16 protein-coding genes are annotated in these 16,798 nt (G+C 32.0%); 10 read left to right on the top strand and 6 right to left on the bottom strand.

Going from position 1 to position 16,798, the window contains the following annotated elements:
- Nucleotides 1-2: 2 nt before the first annotated feature.
- Entirely contained in the window at nt 3-3,098 is a 3,096-nt protein-coding gene (locus FBF20_RS07875; RefSeq protein ID WP_002858356.1) for a type I restriction endonuclease subunit R, read from the top strand.
- A 227-nt stretch (nt 3,099-3,325) separates the two neighbouring features.
- On the top strand, nt 3,326-4,402 hold the full coding sequence (locus FBF20_RS07870) for an alcohol dehydrogenase catalytic domain-containing protein (protein ID WP_002851455.1): 1,077 nt from the start codon (nt 3,326-3,328) through the stop codon (nt 4,400-4,402).
- Between the two features lies 1 nt (nt 4,403).
- On the opposite strand, the gene FBF20_RS07865 is transcribed toward FBF20_RS07870, so the two are convergent.
- Together FBF20_RS07865 and FBF20_RS07860 are read right to left on the bottom strand one after the other, a co-directional pair.
- Nucleotides 4,404-4,853 carry a lipocalin family protein gene (locus tag FBF20_RS07865; protein WP_002851461.1) on the bottom strand — a complete coding sequence of 150 codons (450 nt, stop codon included), beginning with the start codon at nt 4,851-4,853 and terminating at the stop codon, nt 4,404-4,406.
- Complete coding sequence (locus FBF20_RS07860; RefSeq protein WP_002855295.1) at nt 4,841-5,188, bottom strand: helix-turn-helix domain-containing protein; 348 nt, start codon at nt 5,186-5,188, stop codon at nt 4,841-4,843. The genes FBF20_RS07865 and FBF20_RS07860 overlap by 13 nt, the downstream gene beginning before the upstream one ends.
- 99 nt (nt 5,189-5,287) lie before the next feature.
- Here FBF20_RS07860 and FBF20_RS07855 point away from each other — a divergent pair, with 99 nt between their 5' ends.
- Together FBF20_RS07855 and FBF20_RS07850 are read left to right on the top strand one after the other, a co-directional pair.
- Complete coding sequence (locus FBF20_RS07855; protein ID WP_002851227.1) at nt 5,288-5,866, top strand: NAD(P)H-dependent oxidoreductase; 579 nt, start codon at nt 5,288-5,290, stop codon at nt 5,864-5,866.
- Between the two features lie 32 nt (nt 5,867-5,898).
- Nucleotides 5,899-6,795, top strand: coding sequence for a DMT family transporter (locus tag FBF20_RS07850; protein ID WP_002869215.1), 897 nt, complete (start codon nt 5,899-5,901; stop codon nt 6,793-6,795).
- Here the strand turns inward: FBF20_RS07850 and FBF20_RS07845 are convergent.
- From FBF20_RS07845 to tupA, 4 genes are all read right to left on the bottom strand, one after another.
- Nucleotides 6,792-7,757, bottom strand: a complete 966-nt coding sequence (locus FBF20_RS07845; RefSeq protein ID WP_002858255.1) for a biotin-dependent carboxyltransferase family protein — start codon at nt 7,755-7,757, stop codon at nt 6,792-6,794. The two genes, FBF20_RS07850 and FBF20_RS07845, sit on opposite strands and share 4 nt — an antisense overlap.
- Nucleotides 7,738-8,478: a 5-oxoprolinase subunit PxpB gene (gene pxpB / locus FBF20_RS07840; protein ID WP_002851148.1), complete on the bottom strand. Its 741-nt coding sequence runs from the start codon at nt 8,476-8,478 to the stop codon at nt 7,738-7,740. Before pxpB ends, FBF20_RS07845 begins: the two co-directional genes overlap by 20 nt.
- 9 nt (nt 8,479-8,487) lie before the next feature.
- On the bottom strand, nt 8,488-9,255 hold the full coding sequence (locus FBF20_RS07835; RefSeq protein WP_002851457.1) for a LamB/YcsF family protein: 768 nt from the start codon (nt 9,253-9,255) through the stop codon (nt 8,488-8,490).
- Between the two features lie 141 nt (nt 9,256-9,396).
- Entirely contained in the window at nt 9,397-10,206 is an 810-nt protein-coding gene (tupA, locus tag FBF20_RS07830) for a tungstate ABC transporter substrate-binding protein TupA (protein ID WP_002851335.1), read from the bottom strand.
- Between the two features lie 78 nt (nt 10,207-10,284).
- Here tupA and tupB point away from each other — a divergent pair, with 78 nt between their 5' ends.
- The 6 genes from tupB (at nt 10,285) to FBF20_RS07800 (ending at nt 16,778) form a co-directional block, all read left to right on the top strand.
- Nucleotides 10,285-10,971: a tungstate ABC transporter permease TupB gene (tupB, locus tag FBF20_RS07825; RefSeq protein ID WP_002851481.1), complete on the top strand. Its 687-nt coding sequence runs from the start codon at nt 10,285-10,287 to the stop codon at nt 10,969-10,971.
- Between the two features lies 1 nt (nt 10,972).
- Nucleotides 10,973-11,968 (top strand): tungstate ABC transporter ATP-binding protein TupC, encoded by a 996-nt coding sequence (gene tupC, locus FBF20_RS07820; RefSeq protein WP_002868367.1) that lies wholly within the window; start codon nt 10,973-10,975, stop codon nt 11,966-11,968.
- A 137-nt stretch (nt 11,969-12,105) separates the two neighbouring features.
- Nucleotides 12,106-14,079 (top strand): acetate--CoA ligase, encoded by a 1,974-nt coding sequence (acs, locus tag FBF20_RS07815; RefSeq protein ID WP_002851288.1) that lies wholly within the window; start codon nt 12,106-12,108, stop codon nt 14,077-14,079.
- A gap of 81 nt (nt 14,080-14,160) precedes the next feature.
- On the top strand, nt 14,161-14,985 hold the full coding sequence (galU, locus tag FBF20_RS07810) for a UTP--glucose-1-phosphate uridylyltransferase GalU (protein WP_002851421.1): 825 nt from the start codon (nt 14,161-14,163) through the stop codon (nt 14,983-14,985).
- Nucleotides 14,979-16,199 carry a glucose-6-phosphate isomerase gene (locus FBF20_RS07805; RefSeq protein WP_002855462.1) on the top strand — a complete coding sequence of 407 codons (1,221 nt, stop codon included), beginning with the start codon at nt 14,979-14,981 and terminating at the stop codon, nt 16,197-16,199. The genes galU and FBF20_RS07805 overlap by 7 nt, the downstream gene beginning before the upstream one ends.
- A gap of 129 nt (nt 16,200-16,328) precedes the next feature.
- Nucleotides 16,329-16,778, top strand: coding sequence for a Dps family protein (locus FBF20_RS07800; RefSeq protein WP_002851546.1), 450 nt, complete (start codon nt 16,329-16,331; stop codon nt 16,776-16,778).
- The last annotated feature ends 20 nt before the right edge of the window (nt 16,779-16,798 follow it).

Raw genomic sequence — 16,798 nt, 5'->3', positions numbered from 1 at the left:
AAATGAGCAAGGCGAAGACTAGTGAGTTTGATTTAGAGCAGTTTGTTATATCATCACTACTTGAGCATGGGTGGTGCTATGAAAAGCCTGTAAGAGCCACTGATGAAGTTTTGCTAGAAACTAGCCTTGTAAATGCACTTTGTAGGCTAAATCCACAGCTTGATTTATCAAAAGCTAATGAAATTTATAAGGAGCTAAAAAGCAAAAATCATCTTAGCCTTTTAGATAGCAATGAAAACTTTCATTATAAGCTTGTAAATGGGGTAAATATAAACACTACAAAAGACGGCGAAAGCAGAGCTGATATCATAAATCTAATTGATTTTAATAATGCAAGCAACAATGAATTTATAGCAACAAACCAGCTAAGCATCACAGAAGCTAAAGAAAACAAAATCCCCGATGTAGTGCTATATATAAATGGAATTCCGCTTGTTTTAATGGAGCTAAAAAGCCCAAGCGATGAAAACGCCACGATAAACTCAGCTTATAATCAAATAAACACTTATAAACAAACAATCCCAAGTATTTTTACATATAATGCTTTTTGTGTGATAAGCGATGGGTATTTTGCTAGGGCGGGGAGTATTTCGGCTGATTTTTCAAGGTTTATGGCGTGGAAAAGTAGCGATGGGATAAACTACGCTCCAAACAAGTCTTTAGAAATTAAAACCTTAATAGATGGTATGCTAAATCCAAAAACCTTGCTAGATATCATTTGCAATTTCATAGTTTTTGAAAAAGAGCAAATAAGAGATTTAAATGGTATTTTAAGTATAAAAACTACCAAAAAAATCGCTTGCTATCATCAATACTACGCAGTAAATAAAGCCATTAGTAGAACAATCACAGCAAGTAGCAAAGACGGAGATAAAAAAGGTGGCGTGGTGTGGCATACGCAAGGTAGTGGGAAGTCTTTGTCTATGGTGTTTTATAGTGCTAAAGCGATAAAGGCTTTAAATAATCCTACGATTTTGCTTATCACGGATAGAAATGATCTAGATGATCAGCTTTTTGGTACTTTTGCAAGTTGTGCGAACCTTTTAAGACAAGAGCCAAAACAAGCAAACGATAAAGAGCATTTAAAAGAGCTTTTAAGGGTAGCTAGTGGTGGAGTGGTATTTACTACTATTCAAAAATTTAGTCCAGAAAATGATAATGTATTTGAGTGCTTATCGCTTAGAGATAATATCATCGTAATTGCAGATGAAGCACACAGAACCCAATACGGCTTTGATGCAAAAGTAGTAGAAGAAAAGTCAAAAAGTGGCGATGTGCTAGGGCAAAAGATAGTTTATGGTTTCGCAAAATATCTGCGTGATGCTTTGCCAAATGCTACTTATATAGGATTTACAGGAACGCCAATTGAAAGCCATGATATAAACACCCCTGCAGTTTTTGGAAACTACATAGATATATATGATATATCAAGAGCTGTTGAAGATGGTGCTACTGTGAGTATATATTATGAAAGCAGACTTGCCAAAATAGAGCTAAGCGAAGAAGGAAAAAGGCTTGTAAATGAATTAGATGAAAAGCTTGAAAACCAAGATAGCCAAAAAGCAAAAGCTACTAAGCTAGAAGCTTTAGTAGGTAGCACAAGCAGACTAAAACAAATCGCTAAAGATATAGTAAAACACTTTGAAACAAGGTCTAGTAAGCTCGGCGGAAAAGGTATGATAGTAAGTATAAGCCGAAGCGTAGCTATAAAACTATATGATGAAATCATAAAAATAAGACCAAGTTGGCATAGCGATGAGCTAAGTAGCGGGGCTATAAAAGTAGTGATGACTTCAAGCTCTAGCGATGGGGTAGAGTTTAGTAAACATCATACAAGTAAGATTCAAAAGCAGTTTTTGGCAAATCGTATGAGAAATATAGACGATGAATTAAAACTAGTTATAGTGGTGGATATGTGGCTAACTGGCTTTGATGTGCCATCGCTTCATACTCTTTATATAGATAAGCCTATGAAAGGGCATAATCTAATGCAAGCTATAGCTAGAGTAAATAGGGTTTATAAGGATAAACCTAGTGGGCTTGTGGTGGATTATCTTGGGATTGCAAGTGATTTGAAAAAAGCTTTATCATTTTATAGTGAAAGTGGTGGCAAGGGCGATATAATCACTACTCAAGAAGACGCTGTAAAAGTGATGATAGAAAAGCTTGAAATCGTAGAACAAATGCTGCCAAATGACTATGAAAAATACTTTGAACTTGATACGGGGGCTAAACTTGAATATATACTTGATGTAGAAGAGCATATATTATCAAATGAAGATGGTAAGAACAGATTTATAAAAGAATTTGCAGCACTTGATAAAGCCTACACGATAGCTATGCCACACGAAAAAGCTTTGAGCATAAAGAATAAAATCGCTTTTATGTATGCGATAAAGGCTAGGTTTTTAAAGTTTGCTAAAGAAAATGAGAATGAAAATTTGCTTAATCAAGCTTTGATAAAGCAAGTAGTAGATAAAGCTATTGTATCATCTAAAGTGGTGGATATTTTTGATGCTAGTGGTATAAAAAAGCCTGATATATCTATACTTTCTGATGAGTTTTTACTAGAAGTAAAGAATATGAAGCGTAAAAATTTAGCCTTTGAAATGCTAAAAAAGATACTAAATGATGAGATAAAAGCAAGAGAAAAGCTAAGCCTAACAAAGGCTAAAAAATTAGCACAAATGCTTAGTGATGCTATCAAAAAATATAACAATAAGCTAATCTCATCAAGCGAGGCACTAGATGAGCTAATAAATATGAGTAAAAGCATAGTAAGTATGGAAGATGAGGCTAAGAAGTTAGGTTTAAAAGACTATGAATACGCCTTTTACTCAGCACTTGCTTGTAATGATGAGTATGAAAAGATTTTAGGCAATGAAAAACTATTAGCACTCGTTAGTGAAATACTGCAAATTATCAAAAACAATGTAAGTATAGACTGGATGATAAAAGAAAATGTAAGAGCAAGATTAAGAGTAGCTGTAAAAAGAGTGTTAAATAAGTATGGTTATCCACCTGATATGCAACAACTTGCAATTGATGGAGTTTTAGCTCAAGCTGAAATTTTGGCTAAGGAATTAGCTAACGAGTAGAATTTAAGCGATACTGAAATTAAATTTGTTTGTATTATTTTCTTTTATCTTTATTATAGATAGCTTGATTTGTCGTTGCAACTATGTCTTTGTTATAAAATTTGCTTAATTTTATACAATTTCACTAGTATCCAGTATTTATACTAATTTTTAAAAAATTATTTTCACTCTTGACTTATAGCTACTCTAATGTTTTATAATTATAAAAAATCAAAAAAGGAGCAAAAATGCAATACAAAATTTTAGAAAACAATCGCATCGCAAGTAAAGGCTATGCAATGCTTAGCAAGGATGCGAAATTTACACCCTTTGAATTTAGCCGCCATGCTATTGGCGATAATGATATTTTGATTAAAATCCTATATGCAGGCATTTGTCATAGCGATATTCACACCGCAAGAAGCGAGTGGGGAGAAGCTACTTATCCTTGCGTGCCTGGGCATGAGATAGCAGGAGAAGTTATCGCTGTGGGTAAAAATGTGAGTAAATTTAAAGTAGGAGATTACGCAGGGGTTGGTTGTATGGTAAATTCATGCGGTGAGTGCGATGCTTGCAAACGCTCACAAGAGCAGTTTTGCGAAAATGGCAAAACCATCTTTACTTACAATAGTTGTGATGTATTTCATGGCAATGAAAACACTTATGGGGGCTACTCAAACAACATAGTTGTAAGTGAAAAATTTGCCGTTTGTGTGCCAAAAGATGCACCGATGGAAAAAGTCGCGCCTTTGCTTTGTGCAGGAATTACCACTTATTCTCCGCTTAAATTTTCAAATATCAAAGAAGGCTCAAGCGTAGCAGTAGCGGGATTTGGCGGACTTGGTATGATGGCGGTTAAATATGCTGTGAAAATGGGTGCAAAGGTTAGCGTTTTTGCTAGAAATGAAAACAAAAAAGCCGATGCTTTGGCTATGGGTGTAAGCTCATTTTACACAAGCTGCGATAAAAACGCTGTAAAAGAACGTTTTGATTTAATCATCTCAACCATTCCAACGCCTTATAATCCTGCTATTTATTTGGATTTGCTTAAATTTGGCGGTGAAATGGCGATAGTGGGTTTGCCACCTCACGAAGTTGCTCCAAGTATCAGCGTGATAACCTTTGTACATAAGGCAGGTAAAAAGGTTTATGGCTCGTTAATTGGTGGTATTGCTGAAACTCAAGAAATGCTTGATTTTTCTTTAAAACACGGAATTTATCCAGAAACCGAGCTTATTACCCCACAAGAAATCGATAAAGCTTATGAAAATCTAACCTCAGGAAAGGCTAAATTTCGCTATGTCATTGATATGACAAAAGAATAATTTAATACTTATCAAAAACCACATCGCTAATGTCAAATCCCCTTTGCTTAGCGATGTTTAAAAGCTCTTTTATATTTTTTTCATCTATTATATTTCTTGCTAAAATCCAAAGATATTTTTTATCAGGACTACCCACAATGGCAACTTTATACTCGCTATCAACAAAAATGATTTCATAATTTACTTTATTAAAAAGGTTCATAAAGATGTTAAATCTCACTGCTAATTGCCTATTTGAAACGATTTTTGCCTTACCCTTTATACTTGAAATTTCATTTTTTTTACTGCAAAAATTCTCAATTTCTACATAAGGAATGCCATTTTTGTATTTAAGCTCGTATTTTGCCTTTGAATTTAGGCAAGATTTTTGAAAAAAGGCCGGTTTTCTAGCTATTTCAAGCCATTCTCCCATATAATTTTGCAAAGAAAGTTCGCCAATTAATTCAAGCATTTTTTCCCTTTTTTGTCTTTCTTGCCCCATTTGCTCATAGCTTGTAAAATGGGAATTAAACTTTGTCCACGTTTGGATAAGCTATATTCTACCTTGGGTGGAATTTGAGCGTATTCTTTTCTGATAATTAAACCATCGTTTTCTAGTTCTCTTAAGGTATTGGTTAAAGTTTTAAAAGATATGGAGCTTAAAAAGCGTTTGAGTTCATTATAACGCACGATTTCATAGCGAAATAAGCAGTATAAAATACTCATTTTATATTTTCCATTAATTAATGCTAGAGTATAGTTAAATCCACATTCTTCGAAATTGCACGGAGAATTCTCTTTAGTCATTTAACATTCCTTTAGTATAGTATATTACTTTATTTTCTGTATTGAAAATGATATTATGCTAAGTTATAATTGTATCATAAAATTTAAAAAAGGATAAAAATGAAAAATATACTCTTGCTTAATGGTGCTAAAGAATTTGGAAATTCAAAAGGACAACTTAATTTGACATTGCATAATCATGCTTTAGAAATTTTAAAAACACTAGGATACGAGGTAGATCAAACTCACATAGATCAAGGATATGATCCTAAAGAAGAGATACAAAAATTTATAAAAGCTGATGCTGTGATCTATCAAATGCCAGCTTGGTGGATGGGGGAGCCTTGGATAGTTAAAAAATATATCGATGAAGTGTTTGGTTTGGGTGCTGGAGTGCTTTTTAAAAATGATGGAAGAACTCATGAAAATCCTAGTAAAAACTACGGAAAAGGTGGTTTAGATCATGGTAAAAAATACATGTTTTCTCTCACTTGGAATGCACCTCTTGAAGCCTTTAATGATAAAAATGAATTTTTTGAAGGAAAGGGTGTAGATATGGTGTATTGGCATTTGCATAAGGCTCATGAATTTATAGGTATGAAAGCTTTACCAACTTTTATGTGTAATGATGTGGTAAAAAATCCTCAAGTGGAAAAATATCTAAACGAGTATGAACTACACTTGAAAAAAATTTTTTAAAAAATTTGACTTAAAAATTTCAAGGTGTAACATTGACTCGAACAAAGTATTTGTATATCTTGCTTGTTATTGCTATGTTTTTATGGGGCTCATCTTGGCCAACATCTAAGATTTTAGCAAATTATACGGATACTTCTATTATTACCTTTTGGCGTTTTTTCTTTGTTGTATTGGGTTCATTTTTTGTTTTAAACTTCTTAAAAATTCCTCTTAAAATCGAAAAAACTGCCTTAAAATGGGTATTGATAGCAGGAGTTTTAAATGGGCTTTATGCCTTTGTATTTTTTATTGCTATAAAGCACGGCTTGGCAGGCAAAGGAGGAGTTTTAGTAACCACTATGATTCCTATTTTTTCTTATTTGATATTTATGATAGCGATATTTTTTCAAAAAAACAAAAAATCAACTCACAAGATCACAAAGAGTGAAATTCTAGGCTTATTTTTAGGTTTATTATCTGGATTTTGTTTGCTAAATTTAGGGAGTTTAGAAGATTTATTTGGTAAATTTAATATTTTATTTTTAACTTGTTCTTTTATTTGGGCTTTGATGGCAGTGTTTAATCATAAAGCCAAAGGAGCTCACCCTTTGGCGATTAACTTTTATATTAATCTCATTTCTATTTTAATGTTTTCTTGGATATTGTTTGATGTAAAAAGTTATGAAATTTTTCATTTTGAATTTAAATTTTGGATCAGTATGTTTGTCGTGGCTTTTTTATCAACTATTATAGGAACTAGTATTTATTATTATGGGATTCACATTTTAGGAAGCGTTAAGGCAAATTCTTTTGTTTTAATCACTCCTGCTAGTGCTTTAATTTGTAGTTATTTTATACTAGATGAGGTGCCAAATGCACTTACCTTGTTAGGTTGTGCCTTGGCTATAGGTGCTATATATTTTATCAATATTTATGGCAAAAAAGCTTAGATTAAATTTTCAAAATCAAGATTGATTTTTTGATCCATAGCTTTAAATTTCATTTCTCTTTGTTTATAAAGTTCTAAGGCTTCTTGCATGCTAATGCTTTGAAATTTAAAGCTAGAACCTAACTTAGCTTGTGCGAGTAAGCTTAGATCATTTTCTATAACCGTGGCTATTTTTGTATAGCCTCCTGTGCTTTGTCTTCCTGCCATTAAAATGATAGGAATACCACTTTTTGGCACTTGTATACTTCCAAAAACCGCAGGATCTGAGATGATATCTGCTGAGTTTTTATGCTCTATACTTTCACTAGATTCTGCATAAATTGCCATTCTATCGCTTTTTAAACCTACTTTATAAGTAGTATTTAAAAAGGTTTCTATGCCTTTTTGGGTAAAAGCATCTTCATTTGTTCCTAAAATAACGCGTATAATAGGCTCTTTAGGGCTTTTAAAAAGAGGATTTTCACATTCTCTAGCTTCTAAATTAAAAGGTATAAAAGTATTATGAGTATTTAAAATATCATCTTTTTGCAAAGCTCTTCCTTCAAAAACTCCAGCTCCCATTTTAGCATCACTGGATTTAGAGTTTAAAAAACTTTTTACTTCAAAGCCACCCGCTACGCATAAATACCCACGAAAACCTATTTTTGCTAAATCAAGTTCTAAAATATCGCCTTTATTTGCTTGATATACTTTGCAAGTTTTGATTTTTTGATTATCAAGCTTTGCCTCAAATTCAGCTCCACTTAAAACAAAATAATTCTCATCTAAAAATTCGTATTTTCCACCCTTTAAACAAAGCTCAATTCCTGCTTCATCTTGTTTGTTTCCAAGCAAGATATTTGCCATTCTTAAAGCATCTTCATCCATAGCTCCACTTCTTGCTATGCCAAATTTAGCAAATTTTTTTCTACCAAAGTCTTGCAAACTTGAATTTATAGATGCTTCAATGATTTTTATACTCATAAATTTCCTTTTGATAGACTTTTTTAGCAACTTGCTCTTGGATATCGAAAAATTCATCTTTTGAAATGGCTTTAAATTTTAAAAACATACCCGCTTTTAAAAGAGTGGGATTTTTTTCATCTTCTTTATCAAAAAATTCCAAAGGTGTTCTAGCAATGATTTGCCAACCCCCTGGACTTGATATGGGATAAACTCCTGTTTGTTTATCGGCTATACCTACACTTCCAGCTTCTATTTTTGCTCTAGGGCTTGAAAGGCGTGGGGTAAAAAGTCTTTCATCTAAACCTCCAAGATAAGGAAAACCTGCCATAAAACCTAGCATAAAAACAAGATAATAAGGTTTAGTGTGAAGAGATATAAGCTCTTCTTTTGAAATTTGATTGTGTTTGCACACAAATTCTAAATCCAGCCCAAATTCTTCATCATAACAAAGTGGAACTTCTATACAAAGACTTGAGTTTTGTTCTGCAAGTTTAATATCCTTTTTAATTTTTTCCAAAAAATCAAGCAAGGAATTTAAAGAAAGCACGCAAGGATTAAAATATATAAGCAAGCTTGCATAAGCACTTACCAACTCATCAATCCCATAAATTTCACCTTCTTTTAGGGCTTTTTGTATCCTTTGTTCTGTGCTTAAAACATAGGCATTGATTTGAGGTGAAATTTCTTGCTCAAAACGCAAAAGCAAAGCTTTACTTCCACTAAAATGCACACTAAACATTGCTAAAACTTATATAAAATTTTCCAAAGCACAAATTTGAATTTGCTCTTTTTTTAAATTTTCTTTGATTTTTTTAACAAATTCTAAAGCTTTTGCATTATCCCCATGAACACAAATACTATCGGCTTTTAAATCAATTTCTTTGCCATTTATGCTTGTAACTTTGCTTTCTTTTATCATTTTTATCACGCGTTTGATAGCTAAATTTTCATCGTGTATTAACGCCCCTTCTAATTTTCTTGAAACTAAAGTGCCATCATCATTATAGGCACGATCTGCAAAAACTTCATTAGCATATCTTAAACCCTTTTTCTTAGCTGCTTCATTCATAGCAGAATTACTAAGCCCTAGAAAAATAATATTTTCATCAAAACTCGCCACTGCCTCACAAAGTGCTAAGGCTAAATTTTCATCAATAGCTGCCATATTATAAAGCGCCCCATGGGCTTTAAAATGCTGTATTTTCATACCTTTTGCCTTAGCAAAGCCAAATAAAGCTCCTAGTTGATACAAGGCATAGTTTTTAGCCTCTTCAAAGCTTATTTGCATATTGCGTCTTCCAAAACCCAAAAGATCAGGATAAGATGGATGTGCTCCTATGCAAACACCATTTTGCTTGGCTAAATTTAAGGTTTCATCCATCACACAAGGATCACCCGCATGAAAGCCACAAGCGACATTTACTGAACTTACAAATTTTAAAATTTCTTCATCCATTCCCATTTTATAGGCGCCAAAACTTTCCCCTAAATCACTATTTAAATCCACTTTGAACATTATTTGACCTTGTATATTTAATTATTGATTTTATTATATCTAAAGAAGAATTTTAAATAAGCTAAAAGTTTTGAAAAATAAATAAAAAAGTTACAATAAGTAAAAAATGATATTTTAAGCAGGTTAAAACCTGCTTAATTTTTAGTCTTTTCTTGTTTTTGCATCAATTACAAATAAAGGTTTATTAAGAAGTTTAAAATCAGCAATGAAATTTAAAGTCTTATCACTTGTTACCCATTTGATAAATTTACTAGCTTCTGTATAATTTACATTTTTACAATGCTTAGGATTTGTCGCTATAACAGAATAAAAATTTTTAAGACTATCATCGCCTTCATTTACAATGACTAAGTTTGGTTTGCCTTTTTCATTGGCTTCATATTTGATATAAGTACCACGATCGGTTAAAATCACACCTTTTTTTTCTTCAGCGATTTTAATGCTTGCTAACATACCTTGTCCGCTTTGTTGATACCAGCTTTGCTTTTCAGGAACACCGCCAAGATTTTTCCAAAGGCTTTTTTCTTTATTGTCAGTGCCTGATTTATCGCCTCTTGAGATGAAAGTAAGCTTTTCATTTTTGATAAGTTCTAAGCTTTCTTTTAAATTTTTACCTTTAAATTTAGAAGCTAAAGATTTATCTGCGATGATGATAAAATCATTATACATCACAGGAGTTCTATCTACACCAAAGCCTTTTTTCATAAATTCTTTTTCAGCCTTTGGAGAATGCACAAAAAGCACATCAGCATTGCAATCTTCACCCATTTTTAAAGCCGCACCTGTTCCTACGGCAACCCATTTTAAGGTATTGCCACTTTCTTTTTCATAAAGAGGTTTTAGAGCATCTAAAAGTCCTGTATTGTCAGTGCTTGTTGTAGTTGCCATTTTAAGTTCTGCTGCACTTGCACTTAAAGCTAAAGCAAGGGCTAAAGAAATGATTTTTTTCATTTTTTTTCCTTATAAATTTATATAAAAAAATATTTTAGCATAATTATGCTAAAATTACTTATTTTAAAAAGGATATTTTTGGATTATATTTTTGATGGTTTTAAACAGGCTTTATTTTTACTTTTCAATGCTGATGAAAGCGTAATTTCAGCTATAAAAACTACACTTTTAAGCTCAAGTATTTCTATAGTTTTAGCTTTGCTTATAGGTTTTCCTTTGGGATTTATCTTAGGTTTTTTTGAATTTAAATTGAAGCGTTTTATAAAACTTATAGTTGATACTAGCCTTTCTTTTCCAACAGTTGCAGTAGGACTTATACTTTATGCACTGATTTCAAGTCGAGGACCTTTGGGAGAATTTGGATTGCTTTTTACTATAAAGGCTTTAATTTTAGGGCAGTTTATCTTAGCGCTTCCTATAGTGATCGCACTTTTTTCAAATTTGATAGAAAATATGAATAAAAAACATTTTTTACTTATAAAATCTTTTCACCTAAGTCCTTTAAAACTTGTTTTAACGATGATTTATGAATTACGCTTTGCTTTGATTAGCGTCGTTGCACTAGCTTATGGACGCATTGTAGCAGAAGTAGGAGTAGCGATGATAGTAGGTGGAAATATCAAATACGATACTAGAACCATAACCACAGCTATTTCTCTTGAAACAAACAAAGGCGAATTTGCTAGCGGTATAGCTTTGGCTTTGGTTTTAATTCTCATTGCCTTTTGTTTAAATTTCATCACGCACAAACTCAAAAGAACATAAAATGATAGAAATTTCTAATCTTTTTTTCAACTATCAAAACAAAGAAGTTTTAAAAATCAAAAATTTAAAACTTGATACAAGTAAAATTAGCATCTTAATGGGAGCGAATGGAAGTGGAAAATCTACATTTTTAAGAATATTAAAATTTTTAGAAGGAGATTTTTCAAAAAATATTTCTTATTTTGGAAATTTTAAACCTAATAATAAGCAAAAGCGTGAAATTTATTTGCTTTTTCCAGAGCCTATTTTGTTAAATCGTAGTGTAAGGGCAAATTTTTTATTTACCTTAAAAACTTATGGGATTAAAGAAGATATTGAAGAACGCATAAAAGAAAGTTTGATGTTTTTAAATTTAGATGAAAGTCTTTTAAGTAAACATCCTAATGAACTTTCATCAGGACAAAGTCAAAAAATAGCTTTTGCTATAGCTTTAAGCGTAAGAGCGAAGTATTATTTACTTGATGAACCAAGTGCTTTTTTGGATAAAAATACTACACTTTTATTTAAAAAAACTATTCTTAAAATGCATGAAAATTTCAATACAGGTTTTTTAATCGCAAGTCATGATAAACATTTTTTAGATTCTTTGGCGCAAAAAAAACTTTATTTGCACAGTGGAGAAATTTTAGAATTTGAAAATACTAATGTTTTTGAACTAGAAAATCAAGGTGTGAAATTTTGTAATTTTATAGATTTTAGTAATTGTAAAAAATATAAAGATTTTAAAAAACCTCCAAGCAAAATTGCTATTGATCCTTATAAAATTTCTTTTTTTAATTCTAAAAATATTCCAAAAAATAATTATGATTTTATTTTAGAAAAATGTTATATTATAGCACTTAGAAGTAGGAAAAGTGATGTTTTTATAAGGGTAAGTTGTATGGATAAAATTTTAGAATTTGCCTTGGAAAAACAAGAATTTTTAAGATTCGATTTAAAATTATACGAAGAACTTAGTCTTTATTTTTATGAAGATGCAATATGTTTCTTAAATTAACATACATTATAAAATTTAAATAAAATATTACAAATATTCCCATTTTTTATAAAATTTATCTTAATTATTTTTTAAATTTGTATTTAATACAAATAAACTCTTATATAATGTTTAAAAACAACCATAAAGGAGTTTTTATGCTTAATCAAAATAATCAAGAGCTTTTTAAGCCAAGTAAAGAATTTTCTCGTAATGCTCGTATAAAAAATTTATGTGAATACTATGATTTATGCGATGAAGCCAAGGAAGATTTTGAAGGTTTTTGGAAAAGACAAGCATTTGAGAAGATTGAGTGGTTTTCGCCTTTTTCAAGAGTGCTAAATGAGGATAAAGCTCCATTTTATAAATGGTTTGAAGGTGGAACTTTAAATGTAAGTTATCAATGTCTTGATCGTCATATGAAAACAAGACGCAATAAAGCTGCTTTGATTTTTGAAGGTGAAATGGGGGATTATGAAGTTTATACTTATAGAAGATTATTGCATGAAACTTGCAAGGCGGCCAATTTGCTTAAAAAATTCGGAGTAAAAAAAGGCGATAGGGTTGTAATTTATATGCCTATGATTCCAGAAACAGCTATAGTAATGTTAGCTTGTGCAAGGATTGGGGCTATTCATAGTGTAGTATTTGGAGGGTTTTCTCCTGAAGCCTTAAGAGATAGAATTATAGATGCAGGAGCTAAACTTGTAGTAACGGCTGATGGTGCTTTTCGTCGTGGCAAACCTTATATGTTAAAACCTGCAGTAGATAAGGCTTTAAGTGAAGGGTGTGAAAGTGTAGAAAAAGTACTTATAGTTATACGCAATAATGAGCCTATAGAATATATTAAAGGAAGGGACTATGTTTATAACGAACTTGTGAAAAATGAGTCTTATAAGTGTGAACCCGAAATTATGGATAGTGAGGATTTGTTGTTTTTGCTTTACACTTCAGGATCAACGGGCAAGCCAAAAGGAGTTATGCATGCAAGTGCAGGATATATACTTTGGGCACAAATGACTATGGAATGGGTTTTTGATATTAAAGATTATGATAATTATTGGTGTAGTGCTGATGTGGGTTGGATTACAGGACATACTTATGTAGTTTATGGGCCTTTAGCATGTGGGGCAACGACTATAATGCATGAAGGAACTCCTACTTATCCAAATTCTGGGCGTTGGTGGAGAATGATAGAAGAGTATCAAATAAGCAAATTCTACACTTCGCCAACTGCCATAAGAATGCTTCATGCTGATGCACCTAATGAGCCAAGAAAATATGATTTAAGTACGCTTGAAGTGCTTGGAACGGTTGGAGAGCCTATCAATCCTAGTGCTTGGAAGTGGTTTTATGATGAAATAGGGGGAACTAAAAGTCCTATAGTCGATACTTGGTGGCAAACAGAAACAGGTGGGCATATGATCACGCCTTTACCAGGCGCCACTCCTTTAAAACCAGGTTGTGCCACCTTGCCTTTGCCAGGGATTTTTGCGGAAGTTATTGATGAAGAAGGCAATAAAAAAGATGAAGGTGAAGATGGGTTGCTTTGTATAACTAAACCTTGGCCTTCGATGATTCGTGGAATTTGGGGCAATGATGAACGCTATATAGAAAGTTATTTTTCTCAAGCTAAAAAAGATGGAAAAGCTGTATATTTTAGTGGCGATGGTGCTTTTTATGATAAAAATGGTTATATTACCATCACAGGAAGAACAGATGATGTGGTTAATGTTGCAGGACATCGTATAGGAACGGCTGAAATTGAAAGCGCTATTGCTAAACATCCAAGTGTAGCAGAATCAGCTGTAGTGAGTATTTTGGATACGATTAAGGGCGAGTCATTGTTTGCTTTTGTGGTTTTAAGTCCTGCATCCAGTTGTGATCTTGGCGGAGCTATAGAAACTTTAAAAGAACTTAATGACATTTTAAGAGTAGAAATAGGACCTATAGCTAAAATAGAAAAAATTCTTTATACTCCAGGTTTGCCAAAAACTAGAAGTGGTAAAATAATGAGAAGAATTTTAAGAACTATAGCAAGAGGCGAAGAAATCAAACAGGATATTTCAACACTTGAAGATTCTAAAGTAGTAGAAACCATTGTTAAATTAGCTAAGGCAGAGTTTGAATAACAAGGCAAAAAGAACTTTGCCTTGTTGCATGAAAATTCATAAAAATAAGCTATAATGATAAAAAAATAAAAGGAAATTTTTATGCTTCAAACTTGTATTTTCCCTGCGGCAGGTTATGGGACGAGATTTTTACCTGCAACAAAAACTTTACCTAAAGAGATGTTACCTATCTTAACCAAGCCTTTGATCCATTATGGAGTTGATGAAGCTTTAGAAGCAGGAATGGAAAATATGGGATTTGTCACAGGGCGTGGAAAAAGAGCTTTGGAGGATTATTTTGATATTTCTTATGAACTTGAACATCAAATTTCAGGTACAAAAAAAGAATACTTACTTGATGAAATTCGCTCTTTGATCAATCGTTGTACCTTTACTTTTACAAGACAAAATCAAATGAAAGGCTTAGGTGATGCGGTTTTAAAAGGTAGACCTTTGGTTGGCGATGAAGCTTTTGGCGTAATTTTGGCTGATGATTTGTGTGTTAATGAAGAAGGCTTAAATGTTATGGCTCAAATGGTAAAAATTTATGAAAAATATCGCTGCACCATCATAGCTGTGATGGAAGTACCAAAAGAGCAAGTTTCAAACTATGGAGTAATTTCTGGAAATTTTGTAGAAGAAAATCTTATCATGGTTAATTCTATGATAGAAAAACCAAGTCCTGATGAAGCTCCAAGTAATCTTGCTATCATAGGAAGATATATTTTAACTCCTGATATTTTTGGAATTTTAGAAAATACTAAAGCAGGAAAAAATGGTGAAATTCAACTTACCGACGCGCTTTTAACTCAAGCAACCAATGGTATGGTTTTAGCTTATAAATTTCAAGGGAAACGCTTTGATTGTGGAAGTGTAGAAGGCTTTGTAGAGGCGACAAATTATTTTTACGAGAAAAGTAAATGTTAAACAATACGCTTTTTTTTAAACAAAGTGAAATTCACACTATAAGTTCTTATGCAAATCGTATTAATGATGAGGTAAAAAGTGGAGATATAGGGTATTATCATCTTATTGACACAAGTTTGAATTTAATCGATGAGAGCTTGCAATTTATTCAAGATAAAGAGTATGTAAAAAATATCGTTTTAGTGGGAATGGGAGGTTCAAGTTGTGGTGTAAAAGCCTTGCGTGATATGCTTTTTAATGAAAAAAGCAACCAAAGAGAGCTTTTTATACTCGATAACACAAGCTCGCATTCTTTTAATAAGACTTTAGAAAAAATCAAGCTTGAAGAAAGTTTGTTTTTAATCATCAGCAAAACAGGTAGTACTATAGAAGTTGTATCGCTTTTTAAACTTCTTATTGAACATTTTAAACTTGATATGCAAGAATTAAAAAAATACTTTGTTTTTATTACCGATAAGGATTCAAAACTTCATCAAGAAGGTGAAAATTTAGGTATTAAATGCTTTTTTATCCCTGCAAATGTAGGAGGTCGTTTTAGCATACTTTCAGCCGTAGGTATAGTTCCACTTTGTTTTTGTGGCTATAATGCCAAAGCTCTTTTAGAAGGAGCTAAAGCTTGTTTTGAAGATTTTTTTACTCACAAAAAAGATGAAATTTTACAAAAAGCCTATCATTATTGTACACACAAAAATGCCAATATCAATGTACTTTTTTCATATAGCGATGCTTTTAAAGGCTTTAATGAATGGTATATCCAGCTTATTGCTGAAAGTTTAGGTAAAAAGCAAGGCTATAAACGCATAGGTTTAACTCCTATTGCACTCATTGGCGCAAGAGATCAACATAGTTTTTTACAACTCATCATGGATGGACCTAAAAATAAAACTGTAACTTTTTTAAAAATCAAAGACGCTCAAAAAGCACCTATTATCCCTGATATTCATTTTAAATTTTTAGATTCTTTAAGTAATAAAGTCAATCTTCACGAACTTTTAAACGCTCAATGTGATGCAACTATGCACGCTTTAATCGCTGAAAATTTGAGTGTTGATGTGATAGAACTTGAAAAACTTGACGCTTGGCATGCGGGATATTTGATGTATTATTATGAACTTTTTACTTCAACTTGCGGTGTTATGCTAGGGATTAACACTTATGATCAACCTGGTGTGGAAGTTGGAAAGTTGATCTTAAAAAATATATTAAATTCTTAATCAAAATTCATTAAAAAAGAGTATAATGATTTTAAGTTAAAATTATAATAAAAATTTTTAATTAATAATAATAATTATTATTTAAGAATTTTATGTTATAATTTTAAAAATTAAAAAAAGGAGTCAATCATGTCAGTTACAAAACAATTATTACAAATGCAAGCAGATGCTCATCATTTATGGGTTAAATTTCATAATTATCACTGGAATGTAAAAGGTTTGCAATTTTTTTCTATACACGAGTACACAGAAAAAGCTTATGAAGAAATGGCAGAACTTTTTGATAGTTGTGCTGAAAGAGTTTTACAACTTGGCGAAAAAGCTATCACTTGCCAAAAAGTTTTAATGGAAAATGCAAAAAGTCCAAAAGTTGCAAAAGATTGCTTTACTCCGCTTGAAGTCATAGAACTGATCAAACAAGATTATGAATATCTTTTAGCAGAATTTAAAAAACTCAATGAAGCAGCAGAAAAAGAAAGTGATACTACAACAGCTGCTTTTGCACAAGAAAATATCGCAAAATATGAAAAAAGTCTTTGGATGATAGGCGCTACTTTACAAGGTGCTTGCAAAATGTAATTTAAGGGGCTTTATGCCCC

It is taken from the genome of Campylobacter sp. CFSAN093259 (assembly GCF_012889985.1).
GTDB classification, from domain to species: Bacteria; Campylobacterota; Campylobacteria; order Campylobacterales; family Campylobacteraceae; genus Campylobacter_D; species Campylobacter_D jejuni.
This window is presented reverse-complemented; position numbering and strand designations above follow the sequence as displayed.

Excerpts from the sequence above, each read along its gene's own strand:
- FBF20_RS07875 (WP_002858356.1), top strand. The coding sequence starts at position 3 with ATGAGCAAGGCGAAGACTAGTGAGTTTGATTTAGAGCAGTTTGTTATA.
- FBF20_RS07870 (WP_002851455.1), top strand. The coding sequence starts at position 3,326 with ATGCAATACAAAATTTTAGAAAACAATCGCATCGCAAGTAAAGGCTAT.
- FBF20_RS07865 (WP_002851461.1), bottom strand. The coding sequence starts at position 4,853 with ATGCTTGAATTAATTGGCGAACTTTCTTTGCAAAATTATATGGGAGAA.
- FBF20_RS07860 (WP_002855295.1), bottom strand. The coding sequence starts at position 5,188 with ATGACTAAAGAGAATTCTCCGTGCAATTTCGAAGAATGTGGATTTAAC.
- FBF20_RS07855 (WP_002851227.1), top strand. The coding sequence starts at position 5,288 with ATGAAAAATATACTCTTGCTTAATGGTGCTAAAGAATTTGGAAATTCA.
- FBF20_RS07845 (WP_002858255.1), bottom strand. The coding sequence starts at position 7,757 with ATGAGTATAAAAATCATTGAAGCATCTATAAATTCAAGTTTGCAAGAC.
- pxpB (WP_002851148.1), bottom strand. The coding sequence starts at position 8,478 with ATGTTTAGTGTGCATTTTAGTGGAAGTAAAGCTTTGCTTTTGCGTTTT.
- FBF20_RS07835 (WP_002851457.1), bottom strand. The coding sequence starts at position 9,255 with ATGTTCAAAGTGGATTTAAATAGTGATTTAGGGGAAAGTTTTGGCGCC.
- tupA (WP_002851335.1), bottom strand. The coding sequence starts at position 10,206 with ATGAAAAAAATCATTTCTTTAGCCCTTGCTTTAGCTTTAAGTGCAAGT.
- tupC (WP_002868367.1), top strand. The coding sequence starts at position 10,973 with ATGATAGAAATTTCTAATCTTTTTTTCAACTATCAAAACAAAGAAGTT.
- acs (WP_002851288.1), top strand. The coding sequence starts at position 12,106 with ATGCTTAATCAAAATAATCAAGAGCTTTTTAAGCCAAGTAAAGAATTT.
- galU (WP_002851421.1), top strand. The coding sequence starts at position 14,161 with ATGCTTCAAACTTGTATTTTCCCTGCGGCAGGTTATGGGACGAGATTT.
- FBF20_RS07805 (WP_002855462.1), top strand. The coding sequence starts at position 14,979 with ATGTTAAACAATACGCTTTTTTTTAAACAAAGTGAAATTCACACTATA.
- FBF20_RS07800 (WP_002851546.1), top strand. The coding sequence starts at position 16,329 with ATGTCAGTTACAAAACAATTATTACAAATGCAAGCAGATGCTCATCAT.